Genomic DNA, 18,767 nt, shown 5'->3' with positions numbered 1-18,767 from the left:
TGTTTGAAAGAGTAGTGGTAATGCAAAATATTTATTAAAAATCTTGAATGTGAGATTCTACAATATAGTATTAACCATATTAATGAGAGAAGATGTAATCTCAAATTTACTAATTATTAACAAATTGATAATGATTATCACTATTGATTCTTTAAATAATATAATTTTATATAGGTGTATTGTCAATAGTAATTTTGATTGTAAATTTTGCGGAAACAGGTTATATTTTATTGAGAATGATAATCAATGATTGATAGCTGAGGAGTGAGCACGAATGAATCGAGAAGAATTGTTTGATGTAACTGTGATAGGCGGAGGACCTGCAGGGCTTTATTCAGCTTTTTATAGTGGACTCAGAGAAATGAAAACGAAAATAATAGAATTTCAACCACAGTTAGGTGGAAAAATACATGTTTATCCAGAGAAGATGATTTGGGATGTAGGTGGACTATTGCCAGTTACAGGTGATAAATTAATTGAGCAACTTGTACAGCAAGGGCTAACATTTAAGCCAGAAGTGGTGTTAGATACAAAAGTAGAATCAATTATTCGCAATGAAGATGGTACTTTTACGCTAAAAACAAACAATGGCGCGGAACATTTTTCAAAAACAGTTATTGTTGCAACTGGAAGTGGTATATTGAAACCACAAAAGTTATCAATTGAAGGTGCGGAGCGATTTGAAGTATCGAACTTAAATTATACAGTTAAATCGTTAAAACGTTTCAAAGATAAAACGATCATTATTTCAGGCGGAGGTAACTCTGCAATTGATTGGGCAAACGAGTTAGAACCAATTGCGAAAAAAGTTTATTTAACATATAGAAAAGAAGAATTATCTGGTCATGAAGCACAAGTGAAGCAACTTATGAACAGCTCAGCGGAGTGTTTCTTTAATACCTCTATTACAAAATTAATTGCTGGTGATAATCATGAAGCGATTGAATATGTAGAATTAACGAATCATGAGACAGGTGAAGTTTCTCATTTACCTATTGATGAAGTTATTATTAATCATGGATATGAACGTGACATTACATTATTAGAAAATAGTGAGTTAGACGTTGCGATTATAGATAATTATTATATTGCTGGTAATGCAAATAGTGAATCTTCAGTAGACGGATTATATGCTGCTGGGGATATTTTAAAGCATGAAGGAAAATTACACTTAATTGCGGGAGCATTCCAAGATGCTGGAAATGCTGTAAATAAAGCGAAACAATTTATTCAACCAGATGCAAGTGAGTACGGAATGGTTTCTTCGCATAATGAAGTATTTAAGAAGAGAAATCGTGAATTGATCAAGCAGATGATGAAATAATAGTAAATAAAACAGAGTGATCTTCTTAGGTCTCTCTGTTTTATTTATATAGATGAATATCATTCGATTATTTCTAAATTCAACGCCTCTAATTCAATGTTCGTTGTAATTAAATCAAGCTTTTTTTCTATAAACAATGGGCAATAATAGCATCTCGTGTATCTCTAAAATATAAATCGTTATAGCCGCCTTTTTTTAAAAAAAGGTTAGTTTCAGAAACGTTTAATTGAAAAGCGAAGCATAAGCTAATTAACGTATTTCTACTTGGATGTTTTTGTCCTTTTTTTATTTGGTAAAAATATGATTTACTTAGGTTAGCTGCATTAAAGATATCTGTATTTTTCACATCGAGTTTTTTACAGATGTTTTCAATGTAATAGCTGATTAAGGTTGGTTGTCCTTTTATATCGTTGTTTAACATAGATATCTTTTTAATTAATGCTTTCACATTTAATGCACCTAGGACTATAGACTTTAAGGGATTATACGAGACAGCGCTAGTTGCCAGAGGTCCAAGTTCATTTGTAATCTCTAATATAATATTACGTTCTGATTTCATAGATTTCCTCCGTTTGGTCTGCTTTTAGTGGACCATTTTTTATAAGTATATATGTATAATTAAATTATAGTAACGAATTACAGAAAAAGGTAGGCTATAAAAAAAAATATAGGGATTGGGTAGTATGGTGAAAAAAATAAAGTGCAGTTTAAAAGAGTGGAGTTACAAATATTTTAATGATGTAGTAATAAAAGGAACTAACGCTAGAAAGATAACGTCTTGGTTTTTTAATATTGGAAATATAACAGCGATGTGTCTTTCATGGGAAAGAAACCACTCAGTATTTTGGTTATTTATTAATACATTTTTTGGATGGTTTTATGTCCTGTATTATTGCGTCGTAAATTTTTTATTTTGATTATATAAGTTAAATAATGAAGGAGTGTAGGATCTATGTTTAATAAGAAAAATATTAAAGAGAAATTTGATAGTAAAAAATTTGAAAAAGAAAATAAAAAGTATCAAAATCGGGCTAGTGCATACTTAGAAGATGAAAGTAAAATACAAACTTTAATACAAAAAGGGATGAAAATATCTCAAAATAATAAAGGGGCTTTAACTGATGTTTGGGATAATCTTCAAGTTTTATTTGAAATGATGAATTGTTGGAGAAAAGGGGAATATCGGGAAATTCCGAAGAAATCACTTCTTGCTATTGTAGGCGCAATTTTATATTTTGTATCACCAATAGATTTAATTCCAGATGTCATTTTAGGATTAGGGCTAATAGATGATGTAGCGATAGTTAGTTTAGCCATTAAACAAGTTAGTAGTGACATTGAAAAATTTAAAGAGTGGAGAAATGAATTGGATAACGAGGATAATGTTAGTAATTTCGAATAAAATGTTTAGGGCCCCCATTTACTTCTCTTTTCGAGTGACGAGAGAGGTAAATGGGGGTTTTCCTGTTTACTATATTTTCAATCATTATAATGACACCGGTTTCATCAGTTCATGTGAAATGAACGTTTTATTTGTAAATCTTCCTATAAAACAATGAGTCTATGTTTTGCTGACGCAGAACAGTCTTACATTATGCTGTTCCTTTAGCTCGTTCGTTAGGAAATGGCATATTTAATATAGAAGCAATGTACTGCTTTCCATGCATTCGAGCTAATGATTCTAATATTTGACGGACACGTTTTGTAAGATGTCCTTGTGCCTTTATAGCTTCACAATATGCGTCATAGAAAGCGTATTTAGCCCAAAGGAAATCATCTTGTTGGAATAAAAAATGATTTTTGTACCATTCCCCAATTGTATGGTAACAATTGTTTTCATGTATTGCTGCGCTTTGAGAAAGAATACGATCAGATAAAGATGTAGTTAAATGCGAAATTGTGTTTTCTGTTTCAACCTGTAATGTTTTTTCTAACATTGTAATGATGTGACGAGTAGCCATATGTTAACTCTCCTTTGTGTAAATGGGTAATACCATTCTATATTTAAAAAAATCCTTACTATATTATTATACAATATATGGAATGCATCCACCTTCTTTTTAAATTGCATTTACAAAATCTTTTTTATCAATTTAGCCAAGAAGACTCCTTCCTCAAGGAACGTGAAGGACGTAGTCCAGTGAGTAGGTGGGAGATGAATTGGCTTCGAACAAGAGATGACAGGAAGTCATCTTAATTGTTCGACATATGTAAAGTGTTACCCAACAATTTGTAATAATCACTTCACTACCAATCGAATATATGTTTGGTATATAATAGACATATATCGAAATGGAGGTGAAACGAAGGATGATTAATAAAGCGTATAAATTTCGTATCTATCCAAATAAAGCACAAGCGATCCTGATTAATAAAACGATTGGTTGTTCGCGTTTTGTATTCAATCACTTCCTATCTCTATGGGATAATGCATACAAAGAAACAGGAAAAGGTTTGACATATGGTACATGCTCTGCCAAACTTCCTGCCATGAAGAAGGAGTTTGTTTGGCTAAAAGAAGTGGATAGTATTGCTATTCAAGCGTCTGTTCGCAACCTTGCGGATGCTTACACACGCTTTTTTAAAAAACAAAACAGTGCCCCGCGTTTCAAATCTAAAAAGAACAACGTACAATCTTATACCACAAAACAAACAAATGAAAACATTGCTGTTGTGGGAAACAAAATGAAATTGCCGAAACTAGGTCTTGTTCGATTTGCCAAAAGTCGTGAAGTAAAGGGACGTATTTTAAATGCTACGGTTAGACGGAACCCTTCTGGTAGATACTTTGTGTCATTGTTAGTTGAAACAGAAGTGCAAGAACTTCCGAAAACACATTCTTATATTGGAATGGATGTAGGATTAAAAGATTTCGCCATTTTGTCAGATGGAACAACCTATAAAAACCCTAAATTTTTTCGCTCATTGGAAGAGAAGTTGGCAAAAGCACAGCGTGTTCTTTCTAGAAGAATGAAAGGATCTTCTCGCTGGAATAAACAAAGAGTAAGGGTAGCTAGAATTCATGAATATATAGCTAATGCTAGAAAAGATTACTTGGACAAAATCTCAACTGAAATCATCAAAAACCACGATGTTATCGGTATAGAAGATTTACAAGTATCGAATATGTTAAAAAATCATAAGTTAACAAAAGCGATTAGTGAAGTATCTTGGTCACAATTTAGAACATTGCTAGAATACAAGGCAAAATGGTATGGAAAACAAGTCATTCCGGTATCCAAAACATTTGCTTCAAGCCAATTATGTTCTTGTTGTGGGTATCAAAACAAAGACGTTAAGAATTTAAATCTACGTGAATGGGATTGTCCTGCGTGCAATAGTCATCACGACAGAGATATTAACGCAAGTATCAATCTTAAAAAAGAAGCTTTAAGGCTTCTAACCGTAGGAACTACGGGGATAGCCTAATGAATTAGAAGCCACTAGGTTTCTGTACTTAGGAATCTCCCACTTTAAACAGTCCATAAGGACGTTAAGTGGTGAGTAGTTCAATTGTTTACAAAAATAAAGTAAGATACAGTATATAGGAAAAAATAATAAAGGAATGAACGAGTTGTATATAACAGTAGAAGAAGCTGCGGAGTATTTAAATTTACCAAAGTCGTATATTGAAGAGTTAATTCAGCAAAAGAAAATTCGTGCACTATTTGATGGAGAGCAGTATTTATTAAATAAAGAACAATTCAATACACATTTAGAACAAATGGAGAAATATAAGCAATTAGTGGAAGAAATATTGAACGAACCAATTCCAGAAGATATGGATGTTAAAGACGAAGATTAAACTATGGGAAATCCCTTATGCAGATACGCAGAAATGTATCTTCATAAGGGATTTTTTGTTTAAAGATATTAAAAGCATAAGGAGTTCTTAGCCTTTCTTCAAATTTTGATAGGTAGTAGTCTACCATGTTAAAAGCATATTTTTTTCTAGCTAGGACAAACATAGAGAACGTAACCTGTACAGATACATATACTATCAGTGCAAAAGCTTATAAATTAATGGAAGGGGTTTTCTCGTGAGTTTATTTCATTGTGATTTTTTGAAAGACTTAATTGGATCTTTTGTGAGAGTAAACAGGGGTGGTCCAGAATCTCAAAAAGGAACAATAATATCAGTATGTCCGGACTACTTCGTATTACAGAATGAAAAAGGTGAGCTTTATTACTATCAACTTAATCATCTGAAAAGTATTACAAAAAATGCGAAAGAATGTGGATCAAGTGATTGCGAGTGGGAAGATTGCGCTTGTGCAGAAGACTTTGAAGCATTGCTTGAAAGTTTCAAATACTGCTGGGTGAAAATTAATCGCGGTGGTCCAGAGAAAGTGGAAGGCATTTTACAAGATGTTTCTTGTGACTTCGTAACATTAATCGTAAAAGAAGAAATTATATTAATTGCAATAAAGCATATTAAAAGTGTTAACTATAATGCTTTAGCATGCGGAGAGAGCGATGAGAGCGACGATAGTAAGGAAAGTAGCAATAATTCAGGTCGTGCTCGTGCACAAAGACAATCAAGTAGAGGAAGATAATAAGAAAGGGGGATACAAAATTGGTATTATGCTGTGACCAAATTAAATGTTTAGTTGGTGAGACTGTAAAAGTAAACCTTCGCGGACCAGAAAGTCGAGTTGGTGAGCTCGTATCGTTAGGCAAAGATTATCTAACGTTACAATTACCTCATGGTGAATTAGTATATTATCACTTGAAACATGTGAAGAGTCTAGTTAAGAAAGTAAAAGAAAGTAAATGTGGCGATTGCTATAGTTCATGTTTCTGCTCTGATGAGGATACTTTTCTAGATATATTAAAAGACTTGAAGTATAAGTGGGTAAAAATTAATCGTGGTGGTCCAGAATGTGTGGAAGGTTTGTTAAGTGAGGTACACCATGATTGCATTACACTAGTAAACTGCGATGAAGTGATTTATGTAGTTAAGTCTCATATTAAGAGTGTGAGTCAAGTAGTTAAATGTAAAAAGAATGAAGATGAATAATGTTTAATAAATAAGAGGGGCATTATGAGGGAAAGAGAAGAACAATTTCTTATTTCGATAGTATGAAAAGGAATTACTTACTATTAAAACAGAACTTTGCCCTGATTATTTTTTTAGAAATGAAAGACAGGAAAGAAGAAATTCATAGGAAGGAGGATATAGATGAATGAGTTAAACAAAAGTATTGGAGAAAATATATATGTTAAATTAATTGGTGAAAAAAGGTTTAAAGGTGTATTAATAGACGTAGGAAATGATATCGTTGTTCTTTACAATGGACAAGACTACGTATATATATCTTTATACCATGTACAATATTATAAATTTTTACGACCACATGATGAAGAAATCTCAAAACCAGATGTGGATTCTGTAATTAAGAGAGAGTCACCTTCAATTTCTTTGAGGAAAGTATTAAGTACTTCCAAAGGGATTTTTACGGAAATTTATGTAGCAGGAAATGCTCCAATACATGGGTATGTTACAAGTGTAATGAACGATTATATTGTTTTTTATAGTCCAGTTTATAAAACTGTATATATATCTTTAAAACACTTGAAATGGTTAATTCCGTATAAAGAAAATCAAGTGCCTTACGCCCTCAATAAAAATGAACTCCCCGTGAATCCCTTAAATATTACGTTAGCTCGAACGTTTGAAGAACAACTTATTAAAATGTCTGGCAAAATTATGGTGTTCGATTTAGGTGAGGAATATAATAAAATCGGAAAGATGGCGAAGATTGATGAAGGGCATATTGAAATATTAAAAGCGCGTGATGCGAAAATGTATGTAAATATTCAACATGTAAAATCTGTCCATTGTCCGTAAGTTAATTGAAAGGGCTGGCTTTTTCTTTTATATGCAGAAGAAAAGGTCGAGCCTATTTGTTTAGCTTGAACTGAATATGAGGGGAAAAATGAATTGAATATAAATATGTTAGTATGACTGTTGAAGAGGAAATTTTGTACTAAATTATAAAGAATATGTACGAGCTATCTTTTGATGTATTCAATTTATTTTTTTGAGGGAGAACTGCTTAACTAATATATTAAAGGGGTTTTGTTGGTGGAGCAGTTTCCAAATTCGTTATCGATTACATTACTTGGTAGTGCTGGTGGAGCAGCAAAAGCAGTTTTAGCGATTTTAAATCAAGCGATAGTAAATGAAAAAGACCCGATTTATGAAGTGATAAAGAATGTTACATTTTATTTGGTTGATATAAAACAAAAAGATAGGACGTATTATGACGAGTTGTTTCCAAATTTGGAAGATCAATTGTTTTTATCCGAAATAGATCTCCAAGATGTAGTGACATTTAAAAAACATTTAAAAGAAAGTAGTACGAGCGTTGTGATTGATGTTTCAGGGGCAGATACGATCAGAGTATTAAGCTGTTGTAATGAACTTGGAATTTGTTATATTAATTCAGCTTTGGAAAACGAGGCAGTAGATCAGGACGATAGTTTAATCGGCTTTCAGCTTACGGAAAGATATACGAGATTTGAGAAGGAAAAAGATAAATTTAAAAATACAAAAGCAATTATAGGTTCAGGTATGAATCCAGGGGTTGTTCAATGGATGGTTGTTGAACTTATGAAGGAACGCCCGAATGAAAAGCCAAGAGCATGCTATATAGTAGAACATGATACGTCATTTTTGAATGATACAGCACTGATAAAGCCTCATACACTGTATGCTTCATGGGCAGTAGAGCGATTTCTAGATGAAGCGATATGGAGTTATCCGATGTATATGAGTCATCATCGTCCTCTTTACTTTTATGAAGATGTATATGCTTCAGAGTATAAAGTAAAGTTGGGAGAGAAAGAGTTTTACGGTTGTTTGATGCCACATGAGGAAATTTTAATTTTAGGGAAAAACTTTAACATGGAAGTAGGGTTTCTTTACCGAATTAACGAGTATACAACAAATATAATTAGACAGAATTTAGATAAGGTAGAAGATCTATGGAATTGGAATCGTAAAGTATTTAATCCAGCCGAAGAAGAGATTGCGGGCGAGGATCTAGTCGGTGTATTACTCGTTTATGAAAATAGCGAGACCTATATGTATAACGTGATGAATAGCAGTCAAGTTTTTCATAAATATAAAACGAATGCGACATACTTCCAAGTAGGATGTGGCATTTATGCTGGCTTGTGTAGTTTACTGTTCGATAACTTTAAACAAGGTGCCTATTATGTAGAGGAATTATTATTAAATACAGAAAGTAAGTACGGAGAATATTTGAATTTATATATGAATGATTTTGTAGTTGGTGGAAATGACTTTACGGATGGACTGCTACATGATCGAGTAAGGTGGATATAAATTGTGATGAAAAGGAAGGGGAAATCTCCTTCCTTTTAGCGTTATAAGGTTATTTTATGAGCAATCCTTTTATATGTTGTACAGATAATGGAAAGTTATGCAGCACAATATAGAGTGAATTTTTAATTGCAAGTAGATGGGAGTAGGAACGAAAGTGGAATTTTCTTTACCGTCAGTATAATGTGCTAGAAGAAAATATTTTTCAGAAAAGTGTTCTTGTTGTGTAAATATAAACATTTGATAAAATGTTTCAAGAAGGGTTTTTTTTATAAAATACTTCGTTTATAATGGAGGAAAATATCGACATGAGATTTGTTATTCATGTAACGGTTCGGTAGTGTTAGAAAAAGAAGGGGTGCACGCGCATCCTTTTTTCTATGCAGATATTATGAAAGAGGTGGTATGATGGAATTAACATTAAATTCGACTGTATGCTTGCACACAATTCAATTTCGAAAAGAGCAAAAGAATTATATTGTAAAAGATACAATTACAGGAGAAAAATATGAAATGCCGCCACTTTGGATTGATGCATTGGCAATGATGCGTGACGGTTTTTTATTAGGGGAAATTGAGGAGAAATTAAAAGAAGAGTATCCGGAAGAAGAAATAAATATGTTAGCATTTACGAGGCAACTGTTAGAGCTAGAGCTTGTCGGAATGGTCGATGGGGAAGAAATAGCTTGTACAAAGAAGAAAGAGAAAGATTATTTAGCTTGGTTACGTCCTCGCGTTGAGCAATTCTTTCTTAGTTTAAATAAAAGAAATAGAAGCAAAGGTCAATGATGATCTTTGCTTTTTTGTATAGTTTGTTTAAAAAATTACAGCGAATGCTCTTGCGAAAGCACCGTCGCTATTTTTAATTTTTAAAGGTGCCGCTGAGAAAAAGAAACGTTTCGCATTAATGGCATCTAAGTTTGTTAAGTTTTCGATTAAATAAATATTATTCCCAAGTAGTATGTGGTGAATTGGCGATGTTTCTGTCGTTACCTCGTCAGGAGAAATGAAATCTAAACCGACAGATTTTACTTTTAATTGAACTAATTCTTCAGCTAATTCTTCGGAAAGATAAAAGGCTTCTTGTTCATACGCTTCTGTATTCCATTTATTAGATAGGTTGGAATGGAAAATGAGAATATCACCTTCTTTTATGTCAGCATTGTGTAATACTTCTTTACGTAGTTTTCGTTCTTGTACATGAGTTACGTCGATAAGAACAGCTTCACCTACAAATTGGTCTAGGGGCAATTGATCAATAGTCGTTGCGCCTGAAATGAAATGAGCAGGAGCATCACAATGTGTACCAACATGAACGACAGAATGAAAATCTGTAACTTGATAGCCTGTCTCTTCAACACTTGTAATGGCTTCTAAATTGATTTTTGGTGTTCCAGGAAATTGAGACATATTGTTTTCAAATGTTTGGGATAGGTCAATTACTTTCACTTTAAATACCTCCAAATATATATTTTGAAATATAAAAAACTCACCTTTCATAATCAAGAAAGATGAGTTTTGCACACAATAGTTACGTCTTATCTTTCAAAATGCAATGCATTTTGCAGGAATTAGCACCTATTCAGTTTGTATAAACTGAGGTTGCTGGGCTTCAAAGGGCCGGTCCCTCTGCCTCTCTTGATAAAGGTATATTCAATTTAAAGTTCGGAATTTTCGTGATAATAAAATTGTAATTCATTTCCTTTTTCTGTGCAATACAAAATAGGTATTCACCCAAATAAAGTTGCTCGCATATTGTAGCTTATGTAAATAGAATGCTGCGAAGGAGTGAGTGCAGTGACAGGGAATGTATTGAATTATTATGCTGGTGGAAATACAGCTAGAGGATTTCATAATTTATATGAAGAGAATTTAAAAGAACTAAACAGATTATTTATTTTAAAGGGTGGACCTGGAACGGGAAAATCTTCTTTAATTAAGGTAATAGGTCGTGAATGGGTTGAAAAGGGATATGATATTGAATTTTTACACTGTTCTTCTGATAATAAATCGGTTGATGGTGTCATTATCCCGAAGTTAAAAGTAGGAATTGTTGATGGAACATCACCGCATGTTATTGAGCCAAAAATGCCAGGAGTTGTCGAGGAGTATATTAATTTAGGAATTGCTTGGGATTCAGATAAGTTAAGAAAGCAGAAAGTGGAAATTGAACGATTTGTTTCAGAAGCAAGCAAGGCTTTTCAAGCTGCTTACGCTCGTTTTAACGAGGCATTAGTTATACATGATGAGTGGGAGAAAATATATATTAGTAATATTGATTTTAATAAAGCGAACGAACTAACCGAGCAGCTCATTCGGAAATTATTTACAGATAAAGTTGGGAAAAAATCGCTTGTGAAACATCGGTTTTTAGGAGCAGCTACACCGAAAGGAGCAGTTGATTTTGTTCCTAATTTAACAGAAGGATTACCACATCGTTATTTTATAAAAGGGCGCCCAGGTTCTGGGAAATCAACAATGCTCAAAAAATTAGCTAAAGCAGCAGAAGAAAAAGGATTTGAAGTTGAAGTATATCATTGTGGGTTTGATCCAAATAGTCTTGATATGGTGATCGTAAGAGAATTAGGGTTTGCGATTTTCGATAGCACCGCACCACATGAATATTTTCCGAGCCGTGAAGGTGATGAAATTATAGATATGTATGCCCTTATTGTAACACCAGGGACGGATGAGAAGTATGCGGAGGAAATTCGTGACGTCTCTATTCAATATAAAGCAAAAATGAATGAGGCGATGTCTTTTTTAGCGAAAGCGAAATCAGTTCGTGATAAATTAGAACGAATTTATATTGCTGCTATGGACTTTTCAAAAGTAGATGCATACAAAGAGGAGATTCAAAAAGAGTTTGAACGAATTGCGGTTAGTGTAACTGAAAAGAACAAGTAAAAAATAACGAATTTTGACAGGCTGTCGGAAATTTTCTGACAGCTATTTTAGTATGTAGTAAACTTAGTAATATATTTGTCGAATTTCCAAGGAAATAATCAAAAAATGGAGAGGGTATGAAATGAGAGAGAAAATTAAGTTGGAGTTAGAACGAATTGAGAAAGAAAATGATGTGAAAATTTTATTCGCTGTGGAGTCAGGGAGTCGTGCATGGGGATTTCCATCAAAAGATAGTGATTATGATGTTAGATTCGTTTATATGCACCCGGTAGAATGGTATTTATCCATTCATGATAAACGAGATGTAATTGAGTATCCGATTAGTGATGATTTAGATATAAGCGGATGGGATATTAAAAAAGCGTTACAACTATTTGCAAAGTCAAACCCAGCTTTACTCGAATGGATTCGATCCCCCATTTTTTATTCGAAAAACTCTAATTTTCCAGAACAGCTTCAGCAAATGAGTGAAAAGAATTTTGATCCAAAAGCAACGATATATCATTACTTACATATGGCTTCAAAAAATTATCGTGAATTTTTGCAAGGTGAGAATGTAAAGTTAAAAAAGTACTTTTATGTATTGCGTCCTATTTTGGCTTGTAAGTGGCTAGAGGAGAAAACAACTTTGCCTCCTGTAGAATTCGATCGATTAATTACAGAATTATCATTGGAGCGTAGCGTATTAGATGAAATTGAACAGTTGTTAATAAAGAAAAAGGCAGGTACTGAATTAGATGTTGGATTAAAAATTGAGGTGTTGAATCAATTTTTAGAAGAACAAATTCATTACTATCAGCAATACGTAAAAGGAATTGAAAAGGGATCAGGGATCGATATTGAGATTTTAAATACATTGTTTCGAGATATGTTGTTTGCGGGATATGAAAAAGAGCACAAGTAAGTTGAACTGCACCCCAATTGTTAGACACAGTCTAACAATTGGAGGTGCAGTTTTTCTATGGCTAAATTTACAGCTGATGAAAAAATCCAAATCGTTCTACGTTATTTGAACGGAAATGAAAGTTATCGAGAAATGGGTAAATCGATTGGTATAAGTGACACAATTATTTTGAATTGGGTAAACCAATATAAACAGAATGGTATGGAAGCTTTTCTAAAACGATGTACAAATTACACACAACAATTTAAACTAGACGTACTAAACTTTATGATTGAAAACGGTATGTCCTTATTTGAGACGGCAGCTATCTTTAACATTCCTGCCCCTTCAACGATTTCTGTTTGGAAAAAACAGCTCGAAACACAAGGAATTGATGCCCTTCAATCTAAGAAAAAAGGGGCGTCCATCCATGAAAAAAGATTCAAATAAACAAGTAAAACAAGCTTTAGCTGAAGGGTCAGTCGAAGCACTTGAAGCACGTATTCAACAGCTTGAAATGGAAAATGAGTACTTAAAAAAGTTGAATGCCTTAGTTCAAAACAAGGAAAAATCACGAAACAAGACAAGGCACAAGTAGTCTATGAATTAAGGCATAAATATTCGGTGAAGGCACTCGTGGAGCTAGCTGGTATTCCACGGAGTACGTATTATGATTTAGTAAAGAAAATGAATCGTCCGGATCAAGATGCCGATTTGAAAGCTGAAATTAAAGCAATTTATGAGGAAAATGAAGGTCGTTATGGCTACCGTCGCATTCGTGATGAGTTAACGAATCGTGGCCAAAAAGTGAATCACAAGAAGATTCAGCGCATTATGAAAGAGCTTGGATTAAAGTGTGTTGTGCGTATGAAGAAATATAAATCCTATAAAGGGAAAGTCGGTAAAATTGCACCTAATATTTTAGAGCGTAATTTTTATACAGATGTCCCGAATCAAAAATGGGTAACGGACATCACAGAGTTTAAATTGTTTGGAGAGAGACTGTATGTATCACCTGTATTAGACTTATATAATGGTGAAATTATTACCTATACAATCGGTTCTAGACCGACATATTCACTTGTTTCAGAGATGTTAGAGAATGCATTAAAACGTTTACCTGAAAACCATCAACTATTAATGCATCCGGATCAAGGATGGCATTATCAAATGAGACAATACGTCCGTACACTTGAATCAAGGGGGATCGTACAGAGTATGTCTCGAAAAGGAAACTGTTACGACAACGCAGTAATAGAGAATTTCTTTGGGATTATGAAGTCGGAGTTCCTCTACATAAAAGAGTTTGAAAGTGTAGATCATTTTAAAATAGAATTAGAAAAATATATAGATTATTATAATACGAAACGGATTAAGGCAAAATTAAAAATGAGCCCGGTACAATACCGGACTCACTTTTATCAAGCTGCCTAATGAAATAACCGTGTCTAACTTTTAGGGGTCACTTCAAAGTTTGTGCTCTTTTTATTTTGTAGGAATAAAGAAAACAGATATAGCCGCGAGAAGACCTGCAAATGAGAATAAGTAAAAATTCCATACTAAGTCATATTGCATTGTCATAATAATACCGACAAGAATAGGGCCAGCAATCGCACCAACTCGGCCAAGTCCAAGTCCCCAGCCTAAGGAAGTAGCTCGGATATGGGATGGGAAGTATTGTGTCACATATGCATTTAATATTTGAGTAATACCGACCGATCCAATTCCAGCAAGACCAATTAAAAGATAAATGATTGTAACAGATGGTTTAATTGTTAATAGTCCAATACATACAGCTGCCAGAAGATAGGAGATGCTAATAACAATTTTGGCTCCTATACGATCTGCGATTGCTCCAGCAAATAATGCACCGATAGCGGCGGTAATATTTAGCATAAGTAGAAATGATAAACTAGATCCAAGAGGATATCCTGCCTGTCGCATCATCTGAGGCAACCAAGTATTTAAACCGTATATTAAAAACATCCCCATTATATAAGTGATCCAAAAAAGCAGCGTTGCTTTTATGTATTCTTTTGAGAATAAAGTAAGAAATCCATTTTTCTTTCGTATATTAGATGGGGGTTGATGAGTTTTCTCTTTTGCATGGAATTCAATTTGAAAACGATTAAGAATTTTATCCACTTCTTCTTGGCGGTTACGTGATAACAAAAATTGAATGGATTCAGGTAAATAACGAATAATGAAAGGAATGAGGAGTAGTGGAATCATTCCGATGCCAAACATAATTCTCCATCCGAAGTCTTCTAACATAAACATGGACAAAATAGCGCCTAACACGATACCTAAAGGATAGCCAGTAAACATAAGAGCGTAAATAAAAGATTGTCGCTTTTTTGGTGAATATTCAACAGTAAGTGCGGAAGCTGTTGGAATAACACCCCCTAATCCGATCCCTCCAATAAATCGCCATATCCCAAATAATTCAGGAGAAGGAGCGATAGCAGCTAGGCCCATTGTAATAGAAAAAAGTGCTAAACAGCATATAAGCGTCCATTTTCGACCGATTAGATCTGTAATGGTTCCAACTAGAATAGCGCCAATAAACATTCCAAATAAAGCATAGCTTGCAATTGTACCAGCGTGAGCTGGTGAAAGTGCCCAGCTCTTATCTTCTAGGAGCTTTGGCAGAACGGCACCGTAAATACCTAAATCATAGCCGTCAGCTAGAATGGCTAGCCAACAAATAAAAACAACAAGTTTTGTAATAGAGTTTGAAAAGATAGTTTTTGTAGGTTCTAGATGAGGTGGAGCTGAAGGTTGCATAGTATTCACCCCTTTTAATTTGTAGCTGAGTATATTATTTTATTTGGTGTTAATATTTTCCTTCTTGTATCGGGATTTATATGAAAAGGTTTTATAACAAATAAAGAAGTTCAACAGAAATCCTGTTGAACTTCTTTATTTATTTACTCATTATCAACTCGTTTTAACGGTTGATCTGCCGGACCTTCAATAACATCTCCCTCAATTGAAAAGCGTGAACCGTGGCAAGGACAGTCCCAAGTACAATCTCCATTATTCCATTCAACTTCGCAGCCGAGATGTGTACAAGTTGTATCGACAATATGTAATTTTCCATCTTTGTCCTTATAAGCACCTGCTCGTTTCCCGTTAACATGTACGACAGATCCTTCACCAACTTCGAGGTCTTCTGGTTTACGTAATACAGTTTCAATCTTTCCTTCAATTAAATGTTTCGCAACATCAAGGTTTTGGGAGAGGAACGTTTTTATATCTGGATTTGCATGGAAGCGTGATGGTGCATACAGTTCTTTATATGGACTGTCTACTTTTAGAATGGAATCCTTCAGTAAATGAGCGGCAGCAGTTCCAGTTGTCATTCCCCATTTACGATATCCAGTTGCAACAAATATATTTGGATTGCTCTCGTTAATATGTCCAATATAAGGGAGCTTATCTAGCGTGATTAAATCTTGTGTTGACCATCTATAAGGAACTTCATCTATTCCAAACGTTGCTTCCGCAAAAGAATAAAGTGCTTCGTAATGAAGCATCGTGTTTATTCCTTGTCCTGTTTTATGACTTTCTCCGCCAATTAAAATTAATTTTTCCCCATTGTTTGTTGTGTAACGTAAGGAGCGTTTTGGGTCATCAATACTTAAATACATGCCACCTGGATAATCTGTTTTTGCTTTAATAGCAAGAGCATAAGAGCGTTCTGCGTACATTCGCGTAAAGAAAAAGCTATTCGCATCATAAAAAGGAAAATGTGAACAAGAGACAATATATTCACAAGTGATGCGATGTCCGCCTTTTGTAATGACTTGTGGATAATCACCCTTTTCTACATCAATAGCTGTAGTTTGTTCATAAACTTTTCCGCCCAACTCCACAAACTTTTCTAAAAGTGTTTTCAAATAAAGAAGGGGATGGAATTGTGCTTGATTTTTCATGACAAGTGCAGATTGTACTGGAATTGGAATCGATAGAGATTGAACATAGTCACAAGGTATATTTAATTTTTGATAGGCTTCATATTCTTTCGATAAATTTCTTAATCCCTTATCGGTAGTTGTATATAAATATGAATCTTCATTTGAGAAATTACAGTCGATTTTATATGTTTGCACAGTTTCATTAATAAATTGTAGAGCATGATTATTTGCTTCATAGTAAAGCCTGGCTTTTGCCAAACCGAAATGATTTATGAATTCATCATAAATTAAATCATGTTGAGCTGTTACCTTTGCTGTTGTATGCCCAGTCGTCCCGTTTAAAATAAGCCCAGAATCAATTAACACAACATCGATGCCTTCTTTTGCAAGTAAATAGGCAGTAGTAATACCTGTAATACCAGCACCGATAACAGCAACTTTTGTCTTTATATTTTCAGATAAAGGGGGAAAAGTTGGGATTTGGGTAGATTCAATCCAATAAGATGATGGGAATTGTGGAAACGTATCGCTTGTCATTAAGGAAACCTCCTGATTTAGAACAATTTTCCTTTTAATATTTCCATATGATATGAAATTCATGTGTGTTGTTTTAGAGGTAGGCTATTTTTATCCCACTTTAATGGGTAGTAAGACCCCCACCTCAAAATTCAGCGAGAGTGAAGAAGTTAGGTGGGGGGCAGGCTACCCATTAAAGTCCGATTGGTGAGGGCTAATAATCAGTGGGAGATGAAGCCCCCCACTGATTAAAGTTTCACTTTATTTAAAAGAAAGATAAAATTATTTTAATATAATTATTGGGCGTTATCGGTATGAAGAGATAGGAGTTGTGTAAAGCTAGATTTAGATGAGTATATTTGTTGTTTAAACAGAGAGTTCTTGAATAAGATAGAGTCTATAGCATGGCAAAGTACGTATATGTATAATGAATGAAACCTTATAAAATCTATGTTTTTTCTTTAGTGGAATAAAGTATAATTATAAAAATATAATCAACTTTTATTACTAGGTCATAAAAGTTGTTGACAATGTGGAAATTCTATTGATATGATTCATCATGTGGAAAGGTTGATAGAGAGTAAAAAGATAAATGTTTTTCATTGATAATAAAAGCGAAAAATAAGTGACGATAGAGTGAGTATATTTTCCTTATAATAGATGCTTTTTAATCACCTAGTAAAATCAATCTGGAAGCAAGAACTGATATATGTAAGTTGCGCAAGGCGCGGCATAAGAAAGGAGCAAAAGGATGAAGGAGCTTCATACGTTTGGGTGGTATGCAGCACGTGTATCACCACATTTGCCGAAAAAAGCATTTAAACCAGTGCCTACTCGTTTATTTGGTGGACTGGCTTATTTCCTTGTGGCATTGGCGGGGTTAATATCGATTGGTGTATTTGAATTGAATGTGTGGGCGAATCTAGGAATTGCGATTGTTCTTGGATTATGTTTTGCTTCACTAGGATTTTTAGGGCATGAAATTTTACATGGAACTGTTGTAAGAAAGGCATGGCTTCGTGACTTCTTAGGCGCGATTGCATTTATGCCATTATCAACAGGGCCAAAGCTTTGGAGAAAGTGGCATAATGCAACGCATCATGTTCATACACAACATGAAGAGAATGATCCAGATGCATGGCCTACACTTGAGAAGCTTAAAAAGAGTAAGTTTTTGAGCTGGGTATATCGCATGCCTCTTCATGTACGTTCATTCTTTAGTTTTCTGTCACTAACCATTCAATTTACATTGCATTCGACTCGAATGTTCTTTCATTTTATAAAAGAGTTCAAGTCATCCAATCAAAAATCTGTATGGCTTCAACTTCTTTTGCCTTGGACAGTTTGGATTAGTTTATTGTTTATTATGGGACCTGGAAAATGGTTATTTGCATATGTCATTCCGTTGTTAATTGCTAACTTTATTGTAATGGCATATATCGCAACAAATCACCGCTTAAATCCAATTGTTCCAGTAAATGATCCGTTAGCAAACTGTTTGTCAGTAACAGTGCCGCGCTGGGTAGACGTTTTACATTTCAATTTCTCATATCATACAGAACATCATTTGTTCCCTGCTATGAGCTCTAAATACTACCCGTTAGTAAAAGAGAAAATTAAAGAAATGTGGCCGGAACGCTATCATGAGATGCCGATGACAAAGGCTTTGGCAGCGCTATGGAATACACCACGTGTGTATTATCAAGGAAGTGAATTAGTGGATCCGCATAGAGAGCATTTCTATGGTTCTTTAGGAAATGGACTAGATCCTCATAATATTTCATATCGTGAGGAACATATAGAGGAAGAAGAGAGTATTAAAAAAGTAAATCAGTAAAAATTGATATATGTTGCAGTGAAAAAGCA

Annotated in this window: 17 protein-coding genes, 1 pseudogene and 1 riboswitch; of the genes and pseudogenes, 13 read left to right on the top strand and 5 right to left on the bottom strand. The window is 34.1% G+C overall.

What is annotated here, in order from left to right:
- Nucleotides 1-274: 274 nt before the first annotated feature.
- Nucleotides 275-1,324 (top strand): NAD(P)/FAD-dependent oxidoreductase, encoded by a 1,050-nt coding sequence (locus MR070_RS18355; protein WP_242261763.1) that lies wholly within the window; start codon nt 275-277, stop codon nt 1,322-1,324.
- A 127-nt stretch (nt 1,325-1,451) separates the two neighbouring features.
- Here MR070_RS18355 and MR070_RS18350 read toward each other — a convergent pair whose 3' ends face one another.
- A complete protein-coding gene (locus tag MR070_RS18350; protein WP_242261762.1) occupies nt 1,452-1,883 on the bottom strand; it encodes a hypothetical protein in 432 nt (143 codons plus the stop codon).
- Nucleotides 1,884-2,276: 393 nt separating this feature from the next.
- Here MR070_RS18350 and MR070_RS18345 point away from each other — a divergent pair, with 393 nt between their 5' ends.
- Nucleotides 2,277-2,726, top strand: coding sequence for a YkvA family protein (locus MR070_RS18345; RefSeq protein ID WP_000482304.1), 450 nt, complete (start codon nt 2,277-2,279; stop codon nt 2,724-2,726).
- A gap of 190 nt (nt 2,727-2,916) precedes the next feature.
- Here MR070_RS18345 and MR070_RS18340 read toward each other — a convergent pair whose 3' ends face one another.
- Nucleotides 2,917-3,285 (bottom strand): hypothetical protein, encoded by a 369-nt coding sequence (locus tag MR070_RS18340; protein ID WP_000235479.1) that lies wholly within the window; start codon nt 3,283-3,285, stop codon nt 2,917-2,919.
- A 349-nt stretch (nt 3,286-3,634) separates the two neighbouring features.
- On the opposite strand from MR070_RS18340, the gene tnpB reads away from it, so the two are divergent.
- The 7 genes from tnpB (at nt 3,635) to MR070_RS18305 (ending at nt 9,464) form a co-directional block, all read left to right on the top strand.
- A complete protein-coding gene (gene tnpB / locus MR070_RS18335) occupies nt 3,635-4,753 on the top strand; it encodes an IS200/IS605 family element RNA-guided endonuclease TnpB (RefSeq protein ID WP_070805128.1) in 1,119 nt (372 codons plus the stop codon).
- Between the two features lie 136 nt (nt 4,754-4,889).
- Nucleotides 4,890-5,129, top strand: a complete 240-nt coding sequence (locus tag MR070_RS18330; RefSeq protein ID WP_001004507.1) for a helix-turn-helix domain-containing protein — start codon at nt 4,890-4,892, stop codon at nt 5,127-5,129.
- Between the two features lie 235 nt (nt 5,130-5,364).
- Nucleotides 5,365-5,880 carry a spore coat protein gene (locus MR070_RS18325; protein ID WP_073536169.1) on the top strand — a complete coding sequence of 172 codons (516 nt, stop codon included), beginning with the start codon at nt 5,365-5,367 and terminating at the stop codon, nt 5,878-5,880.
- Between the two features lie 20 nt (nt 5,881-5,900).
- Entirely contained in the window at nt 5,901-6,344 is a 444-nt protein-coding gene (locus MR070_RS18320) for a spore coat protein (RefSeq protein WP_242261761.1), read from the top strand.
- 162 nt (nt 6,345-6,506) lie between these two features.
- On the top strand, nt 6,507-7,175 hold the full coding sequence (locus MR070_RS18315) for an LSm family protein (RefSeq protein ID WP_001004273.1): 669 nt from the start codon (nt 6,507-6,509) through the stop codon (nt 7,173-7,175).
- A 237-nt stretch (nt 7,176-7,412) separates the two neighbouring features.
- Nucleotides 7,413-8,678: an S-adenosylmethionine decarboxylase related protein gene (locus tag MR070_RS18310; protein WP_242261760.1), complete on the top strand. Its 1,266-nt coding sequence runs from the start codon at nt 7,413-7,415 to the stop codon at nt 8,676-8,678.
- A 405-nt stretch (nt 8,679-9,083) separates the two neighbouring features.
- Nucleotides 9,084-9,464: a hypothetical protein gene (locus MR070_RS18305; protein ID WP_000424113.1), complete on the top strand. Its 381-nt coding sequence runs from the start codon at nt 9,084-9,086 to the stop codon at nt 9,462-9,464.
- Between the two features lie 27 nt (nt 9,465-9,491).
- Here the strand turns inward: MR070_RS18305 and MR070_RS18300 are convergent, their stop codons facing one another.
- A complete protein-coding gene (locus MR070_RS18300) occupies nt 9,492-10,124 on the bottom strand; it encodes a cyclase family protein (protein WP_242261759.1) in 633 nt (210 codons plus the stop codon).
- A gap of 86 nt (nt 10,125-10,210) precedes the next feature.
- Nucleotides 10,211-10,323, bottom strand: a riboswitch (SAM riboswitch).
- A 149-nt stretch (nt 10,324-10,472) separates the two neighbouring features.
- Here MR070_RS18300 and MR070_RS18295 point away from each other — a divergent pair.
- The 3 genes and pseudogenes from MR070_RS18295 to MR070_RS18285 all read left to right on the top strand — a co-directional run bounded on the left by MR070_RS18295 (nt 10,473) and on the right by MR070_RS18285 (nt 13,899).
- On the top strand, nt 10,473-11,582 hold the full coding sequence (locus MR070_RS18295; RefSeq protein ID WP_242261758.1) for a PRK06851 family protein: 1,110 nt from the start codon (nt 10,473-10,475) through the stop codon (nt 11,580-11,582).
- Between the two features lie 121 nt (nt 11,583-11,703).
- Nucleotides 11,704-12,486: a nucleotidyltransferase domain-containing protein gene (locus tag MR070_RS18290; RefSeq protein ID WP_242261757.1), complete on the top strand. Its 783-nt coding sequence runs from the start codon at nt 11,704-11,706 to the stop codon at nt 12,484-12,486.
- A gap of 57 nt (nt 12,487-12,543) precedes the next feature.
- Nucleotides 12,544-13,899 (top strand): annotated as a pseudogene (locus MR070_RS18285) (IS3 family transposase).
- A 51-nt stretch (nt 13,900-13,950) separates the two neighbouring features.
- Here the strand turns inward: MR070_RS18285 and MR070_RS18280 are convergent.
- Nucleotides 13,951-15,252, bottom strand: coding sequence for an MFS transporter (locus MR070_RS18280; protein ID WP_242261756.1), 1,302 nt, complete (start codon nt 15,250-15,252; stop codon nt 13,951-13,953).
- A gap of 143 nt (nt 15,253-15,395) precedes the next feature.
- A complete protein-coding gene (locus MR070_RS18275; protein ID WP_242261755.1) occupies nt 15,396-16,922 on the bottom strand; it encodes an FAD-dependent oxidoreductase in 1,527 nt (508 codons plus the stop codon).
- 730 nt (nt 16,923-17,652) lie between these two features.
- Here MR070_RS18275 and desB point away from each other — a divergent pair.
- Complete coding sequence (gene desB / locus MR070_RS18270; protein ID WP_242261754.1) at nt 17,653-18,738, top strand: Delta(10) desaturase DesB; 1,086 nt, start codon at nt 17,653-17,655, stop codon at nt 18,736-18,738.
- Nucleotides 18,739-18,767 lie beyond the last annotated feature (29 nt).

Origin of the sequence: Bacillus cereus group sp. BfR-BA-01453 (assembly GCF_022662915.1) — a bacterium.
Classification (GTDB): domain Bacteria; phylum Bacillota; class Bacilli; order Bacillales; family Bacillaceae_G; genus Bacillus_A; species Bacillus_A paranthracis.
Note: the sequence above shows the minus strand (reverse complement) of the source record. Positions and strands in the feature narration are given on the sequence as shown.

Excerpts from the sequence above, each read along its gene's own strand:
- tnpB (WP_070805128.1), top strand. The coding sequence starts at position 3,635 with ATGATTAATAAAGCGTATAAATTTCGTATCTATCCAAATAAAGCACAA.
- MR070_RS18275 (WP_242261755.1), bottom strand. The coding sequence starts at position 16,922 with ATGACAAGCGATACGTTTCCACAATTCCCATCATCTTATTGGATTGAA.
- desB (WP_242261754.1), top strand. The coding sequence starts at position 17,653 with ATGAAGGAGCTTCATACGTTTGGGTGGTATGCAGCACGTGTATCACCA.
- MR070_RS18345 (WP_000482304.1), top strand. The coding sequence starts at position 2,277 with ATGTTTAATAAGAAAAATATTAAAGAGAAATTTGATAGTAAAAAATTT.
- MR070_RS18350 (WP_242261762.1), bottom strand. The coding sequence starts at position 1,883 with ATGAAATCAGAACGTAATATTATATTAGAGATTACAAATGAACTTGGA.
- MR070_RS18290 (WP_242261757.1), top strand. The coding sequence starts at position 11,704 with ATGAGAGAGAAAATTAAGTTGGAGTTAGAACGAATTGAGAAAGAAAAT.
- MR070_RS18330 (WP_001004507.1), top strand. The coding sequence starts at position 4,890 with ATGAACGAGTTGTATATAACAGTAGAAGAAGCTGCGGAGTATTTAAAT.
- MR070_RS18340 (WP_000235479.1), bottom strand. The coding sequence starts at position 3,285 with ATGGCTACTCGTCACATCATTACAATGTTAGAAAAAACATTACAGGTT.
- MR070_RS18305 (WP_000424113.1), top strand. The coding sequence starts at position 9,084 with ATGGAATTAACATTAAATTCGACTGTATGCTTGCACACAATTCAATTT.
- MR070_RS18280 (WP_242261756.1), bottom strand. The coding sequence starts at position 15,252 with ATGCAACCTTCAGCTCCACCTCATCTAGAACCTACAAAAACTATCTTT.
- MR070_RS18355 (WP_242261763.1), top strand. The coding sequence starts at position 275 with ATGAATCGAGAAGAATTGTTTGATGTAACTGTGATAGGCGGAGGACCT.
- MR070_RS18315 (WP_001004273.1), top strand. The coding sequence starts at position 6,507 with ATGAATGAGTTAAACAAAAGTATTGGAGAAAATATATATGTTAAATTA.